General features: G+C 61.0%; 16 protein-coding genes and 1 pseudogene. 4 read left to right on the top strand and 13 right to left on the bottom strand.

The genetic code is table 11. The features are described from left to right. Positions 1-43: 43 nt before the first annotated feature. Positions 44-1135, bottom strand: a complete 1092-nt coding sequence (locus tag NXC24_RS27510) for a porin (protein ID WP_104826553.1) — start codon at positions 1133-1135, stop codon at positions 44-46. Positions 1136-1616: 481 nt separating this feature from the next. Here NXC24_RS27510 and NXC24_RS27505 point away from each other — a divergent pair. After that, positions 1617-1730: pseudogene (locus NXC24_RS27505) on the top strand (transcriptional regulator); the annotation flags it as partial. A 19-nt stretch (positions 1731-1749) separates the two neighbouring features. On the opposite strand, the gene folD reads toward NXC24_RS27505, so the two are convergent. From folD to NXC24_RS27475, 6 genes are read right to left on the bottom strand one after another with little or no spacing between them, the layout of a single operon-like run. Further along, positions 1750-2649: a bifunctional methylenetetrahydrofolate dehydrogenase/methenyltetrahydrofolate cyclohydrolase FolD gene (gene folD / locus NXC24_RS27500; protein WP_104826552.1), complete on the bottom strand. Its 900-nt coding sequence runs from the start codon at positions 2647-2649 to the stop codon at positions 1750-1752. Between the two features lie 3 nt (positions 2650-2652). Beyond that, entirely contained in the window at positions 2653-3537 is an 885-nt protein-coding gene (purU, locus tag NXC24_RS27495) for a formyltetrahydrofolate deformylase (protein ID WP_104826551.1), read from the bottom strand. 46 nt (positions 3538-3583) lie between these two features. Then, the gene (locus NXC24_RS27490; protein ID WP_104826550.1) at positions 3584-4390 is read right to left on the bottom strand and encodes a 3-methyl-2-oxobutanoate hydroxymethyltransferase; all 807 of its coding nucleotides are present in this window, start codon (positions 4388-4390) and stop codon (positions 3584-3586) included. A 25-nt stretch (positions 4391-4415) separates the two neighbouring features. After that, positions 4416-5642, bottom strand: a complete 1227-nt coding sequence (locus tag NXC24_RS27485) for an FAD-dependent oxidoreductase (protein WP_104826549.1) — start codon at positions 5640-5642, stop codon at positions 4416-4418. Positions 5643-5652: 10 nt separating this feature from the next. Beyond that, positions 5653-5967: a MocE family 2Fe-2S type ferredoxin gene (locus NXC24_RS27480; protein WP_104826548.1), complete on the bottom strand. Its 315-nt coding sequence runs from the start codon at positions 5965-5967 to the stop codon at positions 5653-5655. 59 nt (positions 5968-6026) lie between these two features. Continuing rightward, positions 6027-7112 (bottom strand): fatty acid desaturase family protein, encoded by a 1086-nt coding sequence (locus NXC24_RS27475; protein WP_104826547.1) that lies wholly within the window; start codon positions 7110-7112, stop codon positions 6027-6029. Positions 7113-7262: 150 nt separating this feature from the next. On the opposite strand from NXC24_RS27475, the gene NXC24_RS27470 reads away from it, so the two are divergent. Beyond that, on the top strand, positions 7263-8291 hold the full coding sequence (locus tag NXC24_RS27470; protein WP_104826546.1) for a LacI family DNA-binding transcriptional regulator: 1029 nt from the start codon (positions 7263-7265) through the stop codon (positions 8289-8291). 168 nt (positions 8292-8459) lie between these two features. Next, positions 8460-9272 (top strand): TIM barrel protein, encoded by an 813-nt coding sequence (locus NXC24_RS27465; RefSeq protein WP_104826545.1) that lies wholly within the window; start codon positions 8460-8462, stop codon positions 9270-9272. 119 nt (positions 9273-9391) lie between these two features. Here the strand turns inward: NXC24_RS27465 and cobM are convergent, their stop codons facing one another. Continuing rightward, a complete protein-coding gene (gene cobM, locus NXC24_RS27460) occupies positions 9392-10150 on the bottom strand; it encodes a precorrin-4 C(11)-methyltransferase (RefSeq protein ID WP_104826544.1) in 759 nt (252 codons plus the stop codon). A 22-nt stretch (positions 10151-10172) separates the two neighbouring features. Further along, positions 10173-11399, bottom strand: a complete 1227-nt coding sequence (gene cbiE, locus NXC24_RS27455; RefSeq protein WP_199773647.1) for a precorrin-6y C5,15-methyltransferase (decarboxylating) subunit CbiE — start codon at positions 11397-11399, stop codon at positions 10173-10175. On the opposite strand from cbiE, the gene NXC24_RS27450 reads away from it, so the two are divergent. Beyond that, positions 11398-12168, top strand: a complete 771-nt coding sequence (locus NXC24_RS27450; protein ID WP_104827862.1) for a cobalt-precorrin-6A reductase — start codon at positions 11398-11400, stop codon at positions 12166-12168. The genes cbiE and NXC24_RS27450 overlap by 2 nt on opposite strands. Here the strand turns inward: NXC24_RS27450 and NXC24_RS27445 are convergent. Genes NXC24_RS27445 through cobG form a run of 4 tightly spaced genes read right to left on the bottom strand, consistent with a single transcriptional unit; the run spans position 12132 to position 15674 of the window. Then, positions 12132-12896, bottom strand: coding sequence for a precorrin-3B C(17)-methyltransferase (locus NXC24_RS27445; protein ID WP_104826542.1), 765 nt, complete (start codon positions 12894-12896; stop codon positions 12132-12134). The two genes, NXC24_RS27450 and NXC24_RS27445, sit on opposite strands and share 37 nt — an antisense overlap. Beyond that, positions 12893-13630, bottom strand: coding sequence for a precorrin-2 C(20)-methyltransferase (locus NXC24_RS27440; protein WP_104826541.1), 738 nt, complete (start codon positions 13628-13630; stop codon positions 12893-12895). Before NXC24_RS27440 ends, NXC24_RS27445 begins: the two co-directional genes overlap by 4 nt. Beyond that, positions 13627-14259 (bottom strand): precorrin-8X methylmutase, encoded by a 633-nt coding sequence (locus NXC24_RS27435; protein WP_104826540.1) that lies wholly within the window; start codon positions 14257-14259, stop codon positions 13627-13629. Before NXC24_RS27435 ends, NXC24_RS27440 begins: the two co-directional genes overlap by 4 nt. A gap of 2 nt (positions 14260-14261) precedes the next feature. Further along, positions 14262-15674, bottom strand: a complete 1413-nt coding sequence (gene cobG, locus NXC24_RS27430) for a precorrin-3B synthase (RefSeq protein ID WP_104826539.1) — start codon at positions 15672-15674, stop codon at positions 14262-14264. Positions 15675-15743 lie beyond the last annotated feature (69 nt).

Genomic DNA, 15743 nt, shown 5'->3' with positions numbered 1-15743 from the left:
CAGGCTTCTCTTACCCGGCAAAGGGGGGCCGGATAATTTCAGATTAGAAGCTACGCTGGAAGCGCAGGATACCGGCCCACTGGTCCTGATTGACCGAATCCCAATCGGTGTAGGAGACTTCGGGTTCGATCAGCAGGTTCTTGACCGGGTTCCACTTGATGTTCGTCGTAGCGGCGAAGATCTTGGAGTCGGTGTAAGCGAGCTGCAGGTTCCACTTCAGCTTGTCGTTGATCGGAACGCCAACGCCGCCCCAGACAGCCCAGTCACCCCAGCCGCAAAGATCAGGACGGCCTGCCGGGCAAGCGGAACGATCCAGGTTCGTACCGGCGTACTTGTTCAGCTTGTCGCCGTCCGTGTTCCAGCCACCCATCAAGAAGGCAGAGAAAGCGCCGAAGTCGGCGTCGACGCGAGCCTTGACGGCACCTTCTTCGACGATCGAATCGTAACCGCCGACGACCTTGACACCCCAGATGCCGGACTTGAACCCTGCACCGGCAACGACGTCAGGAGCGTAGTGATCCGCCTTGTCGTCACCCCACCAGCTCGCTCCATAGGATGCATCCGAGCCGCTGGAGTAGCTATCTTCGACCGAGATCACAGCCGTGAAGCCGTTGCCGGCGTCATAGTTGTAGGTCAACTGGTTGAGTTCATACGGGCCGTCATAGATCACGTCGTCGTTGATGACGTCGCCGGCGTAACCGATGTACGAGTTGTACTGGGAGTCTGCCTTACCGACAGTGAATCCGCCGAGGCTGATATTGGCAAACAGCAGCTTGGTGCTCGTCGAATTGCCTTCACTCCAGTCCCAACGGAGAACCGTGTTGGTCTTCAGAGGGCCGTATTCAGTGTCTGTTGCGGTGTCGAGGCTCAGCTCGGCGCGGGTGTGCCACAACGTTCCGGTCTTGTTCGTCGGGCTGTAGGCATCGTACCATTCACCTTCGGTACGAACTTGGCCGCCGATCTTCAAGCAAGTCTCGGTACCCGGAATGAAGAAGTAACCAGCACCATAAGCGTCGCAAATGCGAACGTACTGAAGAGGCTCCGGCTCGGCAGCGACAATAGCGTCCGCGGCATGGGCCCCGGAAACTGCTGCGAGCGAAGCAGCAGAGCTGATCAGAAGGCTTTTCAAATTCATTTTAAACTCCTGGTTGCAATATGCATTTCAGAGATTCCGCACGCATGGAGGTTCACTACCAACCCCATGCAGAATTGACCTCGCATCAACGCGATCGAACAGATCTGCGATTGCCCTGCTTGATGCTGGCTTGAGTCCCTCTTGTTCCGCCCAATCAGCCCCGCGACACGGCCCTGAAATACCCTACCGATGCGGCCGACGCTTCGACCGCAAGACATATTCATGTCCTGAGGTTTGTTTACAAACCAACGGTATGTTTGTCAATTATATGAAGGTCCCCTTACTACAAGCTTCGGGCGCTGTGACCAATATGCAACTATCAGCTTCACGCTGCCACCTGGGTCGTCAAGTGCCGCGGCGGGTAGCACATTTTATTCAACGGCATTTGGTGTCGGCGCTTACGAATTTTAAATCGTCGCAGACCGATCCAGACGCGTGATTCGGCGTCTGTCGCATTCTGTCTGCACTATTGTGGAAGACGATCGCCGAGCGGCTGATCGGCGAGATCAAGCAGCTCGAGACATTTCCCGAGCAGGAGCTTTGGAAGACCGAGCTGATCGTGCGTGCTTCGACCGGCGTGGCGCCGGCCGATTGATATGATTTACTTGGCGTGATCAGAACCGCGGCGCCGGCTTGCCGGCAGCACGATGGGCGGCAATCACCGTATTGGCCATCAGCATGGCGATGGTCATCGGCCCGACGCCGCCCGGAACCGGAGTGATGGCAGCCGCCACTTCCGCCGCCTCGGCAAAGGCGACATCGCCGACCAGCCGGCTCTTGCCCTCGCCGCGTTCCGGTGCGGCGATGCGGTTGATGCCGACATCAATCACCGTCGCACCCGGCTTTACCCAATCCGCCTTGACCATTTCCGGCCGGCCGACCGCCGCCACCAGAATATCGGCACTGCGGGCAACCGCCGGCAGGTCCTTGGTGCGGGAATGGGCCGTCGTCACCGTCGCATTGGCATTGAGCAGCAATTGCGCCATCGGCTTGCCGAAGAGGTTCGAGCGGCCGATGACGACGGCATTCAATCCCGACAGGTCCTCGCCATGGATGCGGCGCACCAGCAGCATGGCGCCGGCCGGCGTGCAGGAGATCAGCCCGGTGGCAAGATCGCCGGTCGCCAGCTTGCCGGCATTGACCACATGCAGGCCATCGACATCCTTGTCCGGCCGGATCGACTGGATGATCGCTTCGGCATTCAGATGTTTCGGCAGCGGCAGTTGCACCAGGATGCCGTGAATGCCGGCATCCTCGTTGAGGGACTGGACAAGCTTTGCCAGCTCGTCCTGCGTCGTCTCGGCCGGCAGCGTATGCTGGATGGAGGTAAAGCCGCATTCCTTGGCCATGCGGCCCTTGGCGCCGACATAGGTGTGACTGGCCGGATCATCACCGACGATGACGACGGCAAGGCCGGTCTTCACACCCGTCTCTTTTTCCAGTGCTGCGGTCGCCGTCTTCACCGCATCAATTACCGAAGCAGCCACCTGCTTGCCGTCGATGATGTCAGCCATCGCCTACCCCATCCGCTCCGAGGCATAGCTTCCGGGGCTTGCCGGGAAGACGATGGTGCGGTTGCCGTTGAGGAAGGTGCGGTAGTGGATGTGGGCATGGATGGCCCGCGCCAGTACCTGGCTTTCGACATCGCGGCCGATCGAGACATAATCCTCGGCCGACTGCGCATGCGTGATGCGGGCCGTGTCCTGCTCGATGATCGGACCTTCATCGAGATCGCCGGTGACGTAATGCGCCGTCGCCCCGATCAGCTTGACGCCGCGCTCATAGGCCTGCTTGTACGGGTTGGCGCCCTTGAAGCTCGGCAGGAAGGAATGGTGGATGTTGATGATCTTGCCCGACATCTTCTTGCACATGGCGTCCGACAGCACCTGCATGTAGCGGGCGAGCACGATCAGTTCGGTGCCGGTCTGCTCGACGAGGTCCAGCAGTTGCGCTTCGGCCTGCGGCTTGTTGTCCTTCGTCACCTTGATGTGGTGGAAGGGGATATCGTGGTTGACGACCACCTTCTGGTAATCGAAATGGTTGGAGACGACGCCGACGATGTCGATCGGCAGCGCGCCGATCTTCCAGCGATACAGCAGGTCGTTGAGGCAATGGCCGAAGCGCGACACCATCAAGAGCACCTTCATGCGCTTCTGGGCATCATAGATCTCGGCATCCATCTCGAATTTCTCGGCGACCGGCTTGAAACCTTCGACCAGCGCCTCCTGCTTGACCCCTTCCTCGGAGATGAAGGAGACCCGCATGAAGAACTTGCCGGTATCGAGATCGTCGAACTGGCTGGAGTCGACGATATTGCAGCCCTGGTCGGCCAGATAATTCGCTATCGCCGCAACGATCCCGCGCGTCGATTTGCAGGATACGGTCAGTACGAAATTTTTCATCTTATGTCGTCCGATTGGAAAAAATCATGAAACGCCACCTATGGCGTTATCGACCGCCTTCGGAAAGCAGCCGGAGAAACGCCTGTAGCTCCCCTTCGTCGATTGCGACGAGATGCCCTTTTGCCGGATAGGCGCCCGAGCGAACGTCCTCGGCAAATTCCTTGAAAGCGGCGGTGCGTTCATTCTGCAGCCGGTCATATTCGGCCGCAAAATCGCGATACACCTTGGCGTGACGCGGCCTATGACCGCGATTACTGCCCAGCACATCGTCGGCAAAGAGATATTGGGCATCGCATCCGCTTCCGGCACCCATGGAAATCATCAGCATCGATGTGTTCGCGCTGATCGCGGAAGCGACATCGCCAGGCACGACTTCAATCTCCGCCGCAAAGGCGCCCGCCTCTTCCAGTGCCTTGGTTTGGCGCCAGATCTCGAAAGCGCTTGCCGCGGTCTTGCCGACGGCGCGAAAGCCACCCGTCCAGGTCGCCTTAGACGGAATGAGGCCGACATGGCCGCAGACCGGAATGCCCTCTTCGCGCATCCGCCGAATCGTTTGCAGCCCGGCGGCGCAATAAACGGCGTCGCCACCGGCCTTCAGCGCCCTGAACGCCTCCCGCATGTACTCTTCCGCCGAGACGTAATCGCCATATTCGAGGCCAGGAACAGCAAAGGGGCTCGGAGCAGCCTCGCGGAATACGGGGCCAAGCAGCGCCGGCGGTACGGAAAGCATATCAATCCCGGCCTTTTCCGCCGCTTCGGCTTCCTCCAGCGAGGTGACGCGCAACATGGTGAGCTGCCGCTGTCCTTTGAGCGCCAGCAGGTCGGCGACCGTTGCACGATTATGTTTCTTCATTGGAAACTCCTGGGGTAAGGGCTCTTCACGCGGCAAGAAGCGATTTGAGTTTGACATGGCTCGCCGTCAGCGCTTCCGGATCGGGATGAGCGCGGGCGGCAATCAGCATTTCGGCGAGACGAATATCGCGGGCGACGGCATTGCCGCGACCGATGCCGCTGGCCGCCAGCAGCCGGCCGGTCTCATCGAGATGGAAGAGGATGAAGGCTCCTTCGCCAAGGTCACGCCTCAGCATCGTCGTCGCGCCATCGGCAAGGCCGGCAATTTGCAGCGTCAGATCATATTGATCGGACCAGAACCACGGCACGGCCGAGATGCTGTCCCCCGCGCCCAGCAAATTGGCCGCAGCCAAAGTTCCCTGTTCCTGTGCGTTGCGCCAGGATTCCAGGCGAACCCGCCGCCCGCCATAAAGTGCCAGCGGAAAGGAGCAGCAATCGCCTGCGGCGTAGATATCGGCTCCAGAGGTTTCCAGCCGCTCGTTGACGGCAATGCCGTTGTCGACCGCAAGACCCGCTTTCTCGGCGAGCGCGACATTCGGTTGAGCACCGATGCCGATGAGCACGAGATCGGCGGAGAGTTCCTGCCCATCGCCCAGGCGAACAATCGCACCGGTCGCAGCTTCCTCCACTGCCACAATGGTCTCGCCGCAGCGGATATCGACGCCTTCGTCCCGATGACGTTGGGTTATCACCTCGGCAACCGCTTCCGGCACGCCCCGTTTCAGGACGCGCGGCAGGCCTTCGATCACGGTGACATCGGCGCCAAGCTTGCGCGCCGTCGCCGCCAGCTCGAGACCGATAAAACCGCCGCCGATGATGGCGCTATGGCGGCCGGGGAGAAGCGCCGGCCGCAGCCCCGTGGCATCGGCATGGGTGCGGAGCATGCGAATGCGCTCGCCGGTTCCCACAATGCCGGGAAAGCTGCGCGCAGATGCGCCGGTCGCCAGCAACAGTTTGTCGTAGCTAAGTTGCTCTCCGTCCGAGAGTGTGACCACCTTGCCGATCGGATCGATGTCGGTCGCATGCGTGGCGAGCCGAAGGTCGATGCGCTGGTCGGCATAGCGTTCCAAGGCGGCCACGAACTTCGGCTCATGCGCGAGGACAAGTCCCTCCTTCGACAGTGGCGGACGTTCATAGGGCGCAACCGGCTCGGCGCCGATCAGTGTGATGTCACCGTTAAAGCCCTTTTCCCTGAGCGCAAAGGCGGCGCGGGCGCCGCACTCTCCAGCCCCGATAATAACGAAATGCAGCATGGCTTTCCCCTTATAGCGCAATGAACACAGTGCCGTTTTCGACCTTGACGGGATAGGTTTTGAGGTTGACGCAGACGGGGGCGCCCTTGGCCTCGCCGGTGCGATAGTCGAAGCGGCCGTTGTGCTTGGGACATTCGATGATGTTGTCCATCACCAGCCCGTCGGCAAGATGGACCTGCTCGTGCGTGCACAGGCCGTCGGTGGCAAAATAGTCGTCTTCCGGACTGCGATAGATGGCGAAGGTCTTGCCGCCATGGTCGAAGCGCATGACGTCCTCCTCGTCGATCGCATCCGCCGCACAGACCTTAATCCAGTTGCCGCTCATTCCTGCCTCCCTGTATGTGCCGTTGTATATGCCGTTCTGGCTGCGGTTGTTGCCTGCGGTTATTGTGCCGCTTCGGCAAGCCCGGTGTGGAATTCCTCGCGATAGGGCCTCGCCGTCGGCGGCAGGTCGCGCTTCAGGAAATAATCCTCGTTGCGCAACTGTCGCAGGAAGGCCGGGATCATCTCGCGGTAGCCCGACCAGATCGACGGATTGGGTCGCGGCAGATCGTGTTTGATCATCGCATGCAGCTTCGGCAGCGCATGATAGGGCACCATCGGGAACATGTGGTGTTCGACATGGTAGTTCATGTTCCAATAGATGAAGCGGCTTACCGGGTTCATCAGCACCGTGCGGCTGTTCAGCCGGTGGTCGATGACATTGTCGGCAAGCCCGCCATGCTGCAACAGGCCGGTCAGCACATGATGCCAGGCGCCATAGAGCCGCGGCAGGCCGATCAGCACCAGCGGCAAGAGCGAGCCCATGGCAATAGCGGCGGCAATCGTGGCGATATAGATGAGGCTCCAGATGCGGGCGATACGGATCGCCTTCGGCTGCTCCATCTCGGGAATGAAGGTCTTCTCCGTGGCGCTGATGATGCCGAAGGCATTGCGGACCATGTCGAGCATCGCATAGAAAACATCGACGATGCCGAAGAAGTTCAGGACCAGGCGCACGAGATCCGGCGGCCGCATGACGGCGATCTCCGGATCGCGGCCGACGATGACGGTGTCGGTGTGATGGCGGGTATGGCTCCAGCGCCAGGTCACCGGATTGCGCATGATCATGAAGCAGGCGATCTCGTAGACCGCATCGTTCATCCAGCGGGTCTTGAACGCCGTGCCATGGCCGCATTCGTGCCAGCGGCTATCAGAGGCCGAACCGTAAAGCACGCCGTAAGCCAGGAAGAAGGGGACACAAAGCCAGGAGCCCCAGAAAAAGATGCCAAGGCCGGCGAGGATCGCCATGCTGCCGAGCCAGATGATCGTGTCGCGGATGGCGGCCGCATCGGAGCGCTGCATCAGCGCCTTCATCTCCTTGCGGGCAATCTCGGTATGATACCACTCCGCCGCCGCCAGTCCGGTTTCGACCGCCAGCCGGCTGCTGGGGCCAAGCAGGCTGTAATCACGCTTCACTCTCTCGCTCATTCCTGCCTCCCGCGACGCACACCAGCGCGCCGCACCTGATGACAGGAATGATAGGTCGAGTTTTTGCTTGCCTCAATGCAACGATGATGGAATCTATCATATTCCATCAACCGCCCATCTCATTCATGATGGAATACCTCAGGACCATCCATGCGCAGACCAACCATCGCTGATCTTGCTAAGGCTTCCGGCGTCAGCGTCGCAACCATCGACCGCGTGCTGAACGGACGTCATCGCGTCCGGGAGGAGACCGCTAAGCGCGTCTACGAGGCAGCACAATCGATCGGCTACCATGCCGTGGGCTTGCTGCGGCAGCGTGTCTTTGAGGATCTACCCCAATATCGATTGGGGTTCCTGCTGCAGAAACCGTCCCAGCCCTTCTATCAGTCGTTTGCCAAGGAGATCGGCGCGGCGGCACAGGCGCTCGCAACCGCGCGCGTCCATGCACATATCGATTTCGTCGCCGCATCGACCCCGACGGCAATTGTCGAGAAGTTGAAAGCTATGGCGGCGCGGAGCCAGGCGATCGCCCTGGTTGCGCCGGATTACCCTGCCGTGACGACGGCAATAGAGGAGCTGAAGGAAAAAGGCATCCCGGTCTTTTCCCTGCTCTCCGATTTCGCGACAGGTGTTCGCGAAACCTATGTTGGCGTCGACAATCGCAAGGTCGGGCGCACCGCCGCCTGGACGATCGCCCGATCTGCCCGCCATCCAGGCAAGGTCGCCTGCTTCGTCGGAAGCCATCGCTTTCACGGGCATGAACTGCGCGAGATTGGCTTTCGCTCCTATTTTCGCGAGAACGCCCTGGATTTCGAGGTGCTGGATACGCTGATCAATCTGGACACGGCGGAAATCACCCATGAGGCAACGCTCAACCTGCTGCAGAAACATCCCGATCTCATCGGCTTTTATGTCTGTGGCGGCGGCATGGAAGGGGCGATTTCCGCCATTCGCGAGGAAGGGCTTGCCGGCAAGCTGATCGTCGTCGTCAACGAGCTGACACCGGAATCGAAGGCGGCACTCGCTGACGATGTCGTTACCATGGTTATCGGCACCCCTCTCCCTTCGCTCTGCAAGGAACTCATGGATTTGATGATCGGTGCCATCGAACGCGGCGAAGCGGCAATGCCGGGGCAATCCTTCTTGCCCTTCGACATTTTTGTTTCGGAAAATATCTAGCGGATGTGATGGAATCCCATCATCGGCCAGAATATTTCTATCATGGATGATGGAGGAAGCCGGTGCTCGCCTGTGGATCGGCCGCGTGATTGTCGATAGTCATTTCCTGAAAACGCACGGTCGATCGACGTCCTGTCGGGCCGGCGACTAAGAGGAGGAATGCCTGTCATGAGTTCCATTCGTTTCGCGCTCAATCATATGTGTGCGCCGTCCCTCAGCCTGGAATCGTTCTTTTCCGCGGCGAAAACACTCGGCATCGACAGCGTCGAAATTCGCAATGATTTGGCCGGCAATGCGATTCTGGACGGCACACCGGCAGCAGCGGTCAAAGATCTTGCGGCGCGTCATGGGCTGACGATCATTTCGATCAACGCGCTGCAGCGTTTCAACGAGTGGAACGAGGCACGCGCCACGGAAGCGGCAGAACTCATCGGCTATGCGCGGGATTGCGGCGCAAAAGCGCTGGTGCTTGTCCCCGTCAACGACGGCAGCGGCAGGGAGCCTGAGGCGCGCAGGCAGAACCTCGAAACGGCGTTGACGGCGCTGAAGCCGATGCTGGATGCCGCTGGGATCATTGGCCTGGTGGAACCGCTTGGCTTCGAGATCTGCTCATTGCGCTCGAAGACCGAAGCCGCCGCTGAGATCGAAAAGCTTGGCGCGCAATCGACCTTCCGTCTTGTTCACGACACCTTCCATCATCATCTCGCTGGCGAGACGGCGATTTTCCCGGAACTCACCGGCCTGGTTCATATCTCCGGCGTCAGCGATTCCGCTGTCTCGGTTGCCGATATGCGCGATCCGCATCGTGTCCTGGTCAACGCCAGCGACCGTCTTGACAATGTCGGACAGATGCGGGCGCTATTGTCCGCCGGCTATGCCGGCCCCTTCTCCTTCGAGCCCTTTGCGCCGGATGTGCACGCGCTGAAGGAACCCGTCGAAGCTTTGAAGGAAAGCATGGCATATCTGGCCGCACACGTTTGATTGCGGCGTGACCAACGAGACCACTGCGTCTCGTTGGTCAATCGCGCAAGTGCAGCCTACGATTATGCAAGCCATACTCTGACGGAATGATATGCAAATTCCCGAAGCGCACGCCGCCGTTATTCCCTGCCTCGGAAGCGGCGCTGATAGGCGGGATCATAGAGCGAGCTTTCGCGGAAATCGCTGGCGGCAAGCGATGGGCCGACGAAAATCAACGCCGTACGTTCGATCGGTTCAGCCGCCACCTTTGCCACGATCGTGCCTAGCGTGCCGCGAAGGACGCGTTCGTCCGGCCAGGAGGCTTTAACAACGATAGCCACCGGGCAATCCGCGCCGTAAAGCGGCGTCAGATCCTCGACCACCTGCCCGAGTGCGTGGATCGCCAGGTGTATGGCGAGCGTCGCGCCCGTTGCGCCGAATTTTTCCAGCGTTTCATTGTTTGGCATCGGCGAAGCGCGGCCAGAAACACGTGTCAAGACAAGGCTTTGTGCGACGGCGGGGATGGTCAGCTCGCGCCCGAGCGCAGACGCCGCCGCTGCAAAGGCGGGAACGCCGGGGGTCAGTGTATAGGAGATGCCGTGCTTTTCCAGACGGCGGATTTGCTCGGCGACGGCGCTCCACACGGAGAGGTCACCCGAATGCAGGCGGGCGACATCCTCGCCCGATGCCGCCGCCTTTAGATATTCGGCCTCGATTTCGTCCAGCGACATTGGTGCAGTGTCGACAATACGGGCGTCGGGCGGGCAATATTGCAGGAGTTCGGGCGAGACAATCGAGCCTGCATAGAGGCAGACCGGGCACTTGCCGATCAGGTCCCTGCCGCGCACGGTGATCAGGTCCGCAGCTCCGGGCCCCGCTCCGATGAAATGCACCGTCATTCCGCTACCTCGTTTTTCATTTTTATGGTTTGACCCAGGACCATTGCGTCACCGGCATGGCCGGTCGCCAGCCTGTCATCGTGCCGACGGGCGCGACGCGGGCAATATCGATACGGATCAGCGAGCCGCCGCGACGGGCATGTTCGGCAAGCAGGACAGCCTCCATCTCGGTGGTCACCGCGTTGGCGACCAGCCGCCCTCCCCTTTTCAATCCGGCAATGGCCGCATCCATGACGCCGGCTTCACTACCGCCCCCGCCGATGAAGATCGCATCCGGTGCCGGCAGGCCGGCAAGCACTTGCGGCGCCTGTCCTTCGATGATGTTAAACCCTGGAACGCCGAAGCTTGCCGCATTGCGGCGAATACGTGCAGCGCGTTCGCTGGAAGATTCGACGGCGACGGCGCGCATCGAAGGATGCGCGAGCATCCATTCAATGCCGATGGAACCGGAGCCAGCGCCAATGTCCCACAGCAACTCCCCATGGCGCGGCGCCAGCGCTGACAAGGTCATTGCCCGGATTTCCCGTTTGGTGATCTGGCCATCATGCTCGAACAGGCTGTCATCGAGCCCGGCGCTGAACGGCAGGATGCGAGCACCATCGCCTGCCGCAACTTCGATGCCGCAAAGGTTCAAATCATCGATGCCGGAAAGCGTGAAATCCGCCGCCCGCTGCGTCGAAACCCGCTCACAGGGGCCACCCAGGGCTTCGAGAACTGTCAGCGTCGATTGACCAAATCCGCTCTCCAGCAACAGACGCGCCAGATCGACGGGACCTTGACCATCCGACGTCAGGGCAAGAATCTTGCGACCGGGATGGAGATGTGGGCGGACGAGGTTGAGCGGCCGGCCATGCAGGGAAAGAACGGTCACGTCCTGCAAAGGCCAGCCGAGGCGCGAGGCGGCAAGGCTGAAGGAAGAGGGTGCCGGAATGACGGTCATCTCAGATGCCGGAACATGCCGCGAGAGCGTGGCGCCGGCGCCATAGAAGAAGGGATCGCCGGAGGCAAGAACGACGGTCGGCATTCCGCGTCGCGCCAGCACGGCTTCAACGGATTTCTCGAAGGGGCTCAGCCAGCTCCGCGCTTCGCCCTTGATCAGCGCCTGCATCAGTTCGATATGCCGCGTGCCGCCGAAGACGACGGGCGCCGCAGCAATCAGACGTTTCGCATCGTCGCCAAGCCCGGCTGGACCGTCCTCGCCGATGCCGATAAGAGTGAGCCAGCGTTGAGTGGAAGGCATCTCAAACATGGGCAAGACCCGCATTCTGATCTTGGGCGGCACGACGGAAGCCCGTCAATTGGCGGAGGCGCTGGCGGCGCGCGCTGATCTCGATGTCGTGTTGTCGCTGGCCGGCAGAACCGTCGATCCGGCTCCGCAGCCGGTTGCCGTGCGCAGCGGCGGGTTCGGCGGTGCTGAGGGGCTTTCCCGCTATTTGGTGGATGAGGCGATCGATCTGCTGATAGACGCGACCCATCCCTTCGCCGCCCGCATTTCCGCCAATGCCGCGGAAGCGGCTACCCTGAGCGGCATCTCCGCCTTCGCACTTCGCAGGCCAGCCTGGCTGCCCGTCGAGGGCGATCGTTGGCGCTCGGTGCAAACTGTTTCGAAGGCAATTGCTGCGCTTGGTCCGACCCCTCGTCACGTCCTCCTGGCGATCGGCCGACAGGAGGCGCATTACGCCAATGCCGCGCCCATCCATCATTATTGGGTGCGCAGCGTCGATCCGGTCGAGCCGCCGCTGACAGCGCCCAACGTCACCTATATCCATTCCAAGGGTCCGTTCCGGCTGGCGGACGAGCTGGTCATGTTGCGGCACCATCGTATCGACGTGATAGTGACGAAGAACAGCGGCGGCAGTGCGACCTACGCGAAGATCGAGGCGGCGCGGAAACTCGGCATCGAAGTGATCATGATCGAGCGCGCACCCGTTGCCGATATGCCGGCGGTCAAGACTGTCCAGGATGCGCTGCGTCGTATCGATCATCTTGCCCCGTCCTTGATGAAGCGCGGCGTATAGACCAGATCGGGTTTTGTCTCCCTGGCAATGACACGCGTCTCGGCCGAACCGATGATGACGCAGGTCGCCATATCAGCGCTCGACGCTTGCGCGTCCGCCAGCCTTGCAACTGTCATGCGCTCATCCGGCCGGCCCGCAGCACGGCCGAAAATGACGGGAACCTCAGCGGGCAGAACCCCACGCAAGATGTCGAAGGCTTTGCCGAGCTGCCAGGGACGCGCTTTGCTGATGGGATTGTAGAGGGCGATCACAAGCCCTGCTTCCGCAACCAAGCGCAGTCTATTTTCTATTATATTCCAGGGCTTTAGATTGTCCGATAGCGAGATGGCGCAGAAATCGTGCCCCAAGGGCGCGCCAATGCGAGCCGCGACGGCGAGCATGGCGGTGATACCCGGCACGACGACGAGATCGACATCCCGCCATTCGCTCGGTCCATTGTCGATCGCCTCGCAGACTGCTGCCGCCATGGCAAAAACGCCGGGATCGCCACCCGAAACGACGCAGACATTGGCGCCGGCGACCGCACGCTCCAGCGCCCTCTTGGCGCGATCCAGCTCCTCGCGGTTGTCGGAGGCGTGGCGAAGCTGATCAGGCCGTAGCGGCAGGCGGTCGAGATAGGGGCTATAACCGAAAAATTCCGCCGAGTCGGCCACAGCCGCCAGCGCTTCCGGCGTCATCTGCGCCGGATTGCCGGGGCCGGTGCCGACGACATAGAGACGGCCGCTCATGGCTTGTCTTTCCAGCCGGGGACAAGGATCAGCGAGAAATAGGGGGCTTCGGCATCCCCCCTTTCCGCGAGGGGTGTGACCGCGCCATTCGCCATCGTTCCGCGCTCGACATAGATTGCCTCGTCAAGGCGTCCTGCAGCTTCAAGGGCACGGCGGATTTTCGGCAAGTTGCGGCCGACCTTCATGATCACCGCCGCCTGGGTGTCAGCGAGGCGGCGGGCAAGTTCGGCTTCCGCCATAGTGCCCGGAAGCACGGAAAGAACATCATCCCCCTGCACCATCGGCATGCCGGCCAACGACCAGCAGCCCGACATCGCCGTTACGCCAGGAATGACTTCTGTCGGATAGCGGTCGGCAAGCCGCACATGCAGATGCATATAGGAACCGTAGAACAGCGGATCGCCTTCGCTGAGCACGGCTACCGTCTTGCCATCCTTTAGGTAGGCAGCGACCATCTCGGCGGAGGCATCGTAGAAATCGGTGATCTGTCTCTTGTATTCCGCCTCGTTCTTGTCGATTTCCGTCGTCACGGGATAGTAGAGCGGCAGCAGCGTCACGTCGGTTCTGAGCACATCCCCAACGACGCCGCGACCATTGCCATTTTTACCCTGTTTGGCGAAATAAGCGACGATTTCGGCTTTCTCCAGGGCTTTGACTGCCTTGACCGTCAGCAATTCCGGATCGCCAGGCCCGGTGCCAACGCCGATCAGCCGGCCAGTAGACTGCGCGCTCATAGGCCAGACCTCGCCAATGCGTTGATCGCGGCGGCGGTGATGGCGCTGCCGCCAAGACGGCCACGAACGATGGCATAGGGAACGCCATAGGAATTTTCCGCCAACGCGTCCTTGGATTCAGCAGCGCCAACGAATCCGACGGGCATGCCGATGATAGCGGCCGGCTTCGGCGCGCCGTCGCGCAGCATTTCGAGGAGATGGAACAACGCCGTCGGCGCATTGCCGATGGCGACGACAGCGCCTGCCAGGCGATCGCCCCAGAGATGCATTGCGGCTGCCGAGCGTGTATTGCCGGTCGTCTTCGCCAGTTCCGACGTGCGGGGATCATGCAGCGTGCAGATCACTTCATTGGCGGCCGGCAGGCGTGCGCGCGTGACACCATGGGCGACCATTTCGGCATCGCAGAAGATCGGCGCGCCGTTGGCAAGCGCCGCGCGGGCAGTCGCAACGAAATCGGGAGAGAAGACGAAGTGTTCAGATGCTTCGACCAAGCCACAGGCATGGATCATACGCACCGCAACGTCGGCCTCAGCTTCCGAAAAGCGCGACAGATCGGCCTCGCTGCGGATGATCGCGAAGGAGCGCTCATAGATCGCATTGCCCTCGCGGATATAATCATAGTCCGGCATTCCTACCCCTGTCGTAGTGCTGTAACGATCGCGTCGGTGCCGAGCCGTGTAAGACACTCCTCCGCCGATTCGCCAGCAACTTTGTTATTCCGCACCAGCCTGTTCATCTCTGCCAGAACGGATTTTAACTCTTCTTTCCCGATGTAGGCCACAGGCTCGCTCGATGCGGACCCATTTACGACAACCCCATAGCCCATTGGCGCACCGACAATGGTGACTGCACTATTGCCCGGATGTGCACAGCCTTTGCGGCAGCCGGACAAATGCACCGTGAGCGAGCCATCGAGCAGCTCGGGAGCCAGGTCGAGAAGATCCGCCGCCGCGGATTTCGTCGCGTAGAAAGCGGAAGCGCAAGCCCCTGCTCCGGCGCAGACGTCCAGGTGATTTGACGGATCATCGGCACACGTCCGAAAACCGCAATCGGCTGCGGCCGACTGAACCGCTTTCGCTGCATCGAGACCGAGACCCAGCACCAACATGGTGTGCTCCGGCGCAGCGCGGATTTCGCTTGCTCCAGCGGCCTCGGCGATGGCGAGAAAGCGGAGAATGTCTCTCGCATGGATCTGCCCGAAGGATGGGCGCAGGCCGAGCGCGAGACGATCGCCGCCGAGAGAATGGATGCCGATTGGTGAAATATGCGGATCGGCTGTGCCGAGTACGCTGGCTGCCGGCGACTGATACTCTATGCGCAGGCTGTCCACATCGAGATCGCGGCCGCGTGCGCGCGGTCCGACAAACGCCAGCGTTTTCAGCAGCTTGATGACCGCCAATATCGCTTGTTCGGCAGACAAAGATGCGGCGGCCTTCGCCGTTTGCGCGGTACCGCCAAGTGCGAGAATCCATGCCGTCGAATCGTTGGCGGTTCTGGTCGCCTTCAACCTAATATCTGCGGTGATCGCATCGAGGTTCAGCCGCCCGCCGGCATCGATGATAATGGTCAGCTTGGGTGCCAGTATCGGCTGAGGATCGAGCGCGGCGATCTGCTGACGAAGCCGGGTGGCCAACTCCCTGGTATCGGCGATCTCCAGCGGATCCAATCCGCTGAGCGGCGGGGTCTCGATTGTAACTCCGGTTTCCGGGACGATGTCGGCACGGTCGATATCCGCCGCAACTCCGGTCATGCTGTCCGCAGTCATACCGCGCAGTTGAAGATTGCCGCGCGCCGTAATCTCTATCAATCCGTTCCCATGTCTCTCTGCCGCCTGGGCAAGCGCCCGGAATTGCCCGATCGTCAGGCCCGGCGTCGTCGGACGCAGCCGCACCAGCAATCCGTCACCGGTGATCATCGGGGCACTCAGCGACGGGCAGGCGCCGCGGGCCATCGACGACGCGCCCGGAGCGCAGGCAATGGCATCGATATCCTTCCGCAAGGAAATATCGCGCTCTTCCATCAATTGCCTGTCGGCCTTCGCCATAGGACCATCCTTCCCGAAGGACATGTCCTTACATAATCCTCATCGACGGGCAAACAATTTGGCGGCGGC

Origin of the sequence: Rhizobium sp. NXC24 (genome assembly GCF_002944315.1) — a bacterium.
Taxonomy (GTDB): Bacteria; Pseudomonadota; Alphaproteobacteria; order Rhizobiales; family Rhizobiaceae; genus Rhizobium.
Note: the sequence above shows the minus strand (reverse complement) of the source record. Positions and strands in the feature narration are given on the sequence as shown.

Coding starts and splice junctions, on each gene's coding strand:
- NXC24_RS27510 (WP_104826553.1), bottom strand. CDS start 1,135: ATGAATTTGAAAAGCCTTCTGATCAGCTCTGCTGCTTCGCTCGCAGCA.
- folD (WP_104826552.1), bottom strand. CDS start 2,649: ATGGCTGACATCATCGACGGCAAGCAGGTGGCTGCTTCGGTAATTGAT.
- purU (WP_104826551.1), bottom strand. CDS start 3,537: ATGAAAAATTTCGTACTGACCGTATCCTGCAAATCGACGCGCGGGATC.
- NXC24_RS27490 (WP_104826550.1), bottom strand. CDS start 4,390: ATGAAGAAACATAATCGTGCAACGGTCGCCGACCTGCTGGCGCTCAAA.
- NXC24_RS27485 (WP_104826549.1), bottom strand. CDS start 5,642: ATGCTGCATTTCGTTATTATCGGGGCTGGAGAGTGCGGCGCCCGCGCC.
- NXC24_RS27480 (WP_104826548.1), bottom strand. CDS start 5,967: ATGAGCGGCAACTGGATTAAGGTCTGTGCGGCGGATGCGATCGACGAG.
- NXC24_RS27475 (WP_104826547.1), bottom strand. CDS start 7,112: ATGAGCGAGAGAGTGAAGCGTGATTACAGCCTGCTTGGCCCCAGCAGC.
- NXC24_RS27470 (WP_104826546.1), top strand. CDS start 7,263: ATGCGCAGACCAACCATCGCTGATCTTGCTAAGGCTTCCGGCGTCAGC.
- NXC24_RS27465 (WP_104826545.1), top strand. CDS start 8,460: ATGAGTTCCATTCGTTTCGCGCTCAATCATATGTGTGCGCCGTCCCTC.
- cobM (WP_104826544.1), bottom strand. CDS start 10,150: ATGACGGTGCATTTCATCGGAGCGGGGCCCGGAGCTGCGGACCTGATC.
- NXC24_RS27450 (WP_104827862.1), top strand. CDS start 11,398: ATGGGCAAGACCCGCATTCTGATCTTGGGCGGCACGACGGAAGCCCGT.
- cbiE (WP_199773647.1), bottom strand. CDS start 11,399: ATGTTTGAGATGCCTTCCACTCAACGCTGGCTCACTCTTATCGGCATC.
- NXC24_RS27445 (WP_104826542.1), bottom strand. CDS start 12,896: ATGAGCGGCCGTCTCTATGTCGTCGGCACCGGCCCCGGCAATCCGGCG.
- NXC24_RS27440 (WP_104826541.1), bottom strand. CDS start 13,630: ATGAGCGCGCAGTCTACTGGCCGGCTGATCGGCGTTGGCACCGGGCCT.
- NXC24_RS27435 (WP_104826540.1), bottom strand. CDS start 14,259: ATGCCGGACTATGATTATATCCGCGAGGGCAATGCGATCTATGAGCGC.
- cobG (WP_104826539.1), bottom strand. CDS start 15,674: ATGGCGAAGGCCGACAGGCAATTGATGGAAGAGCGCGATATTTCCTTG.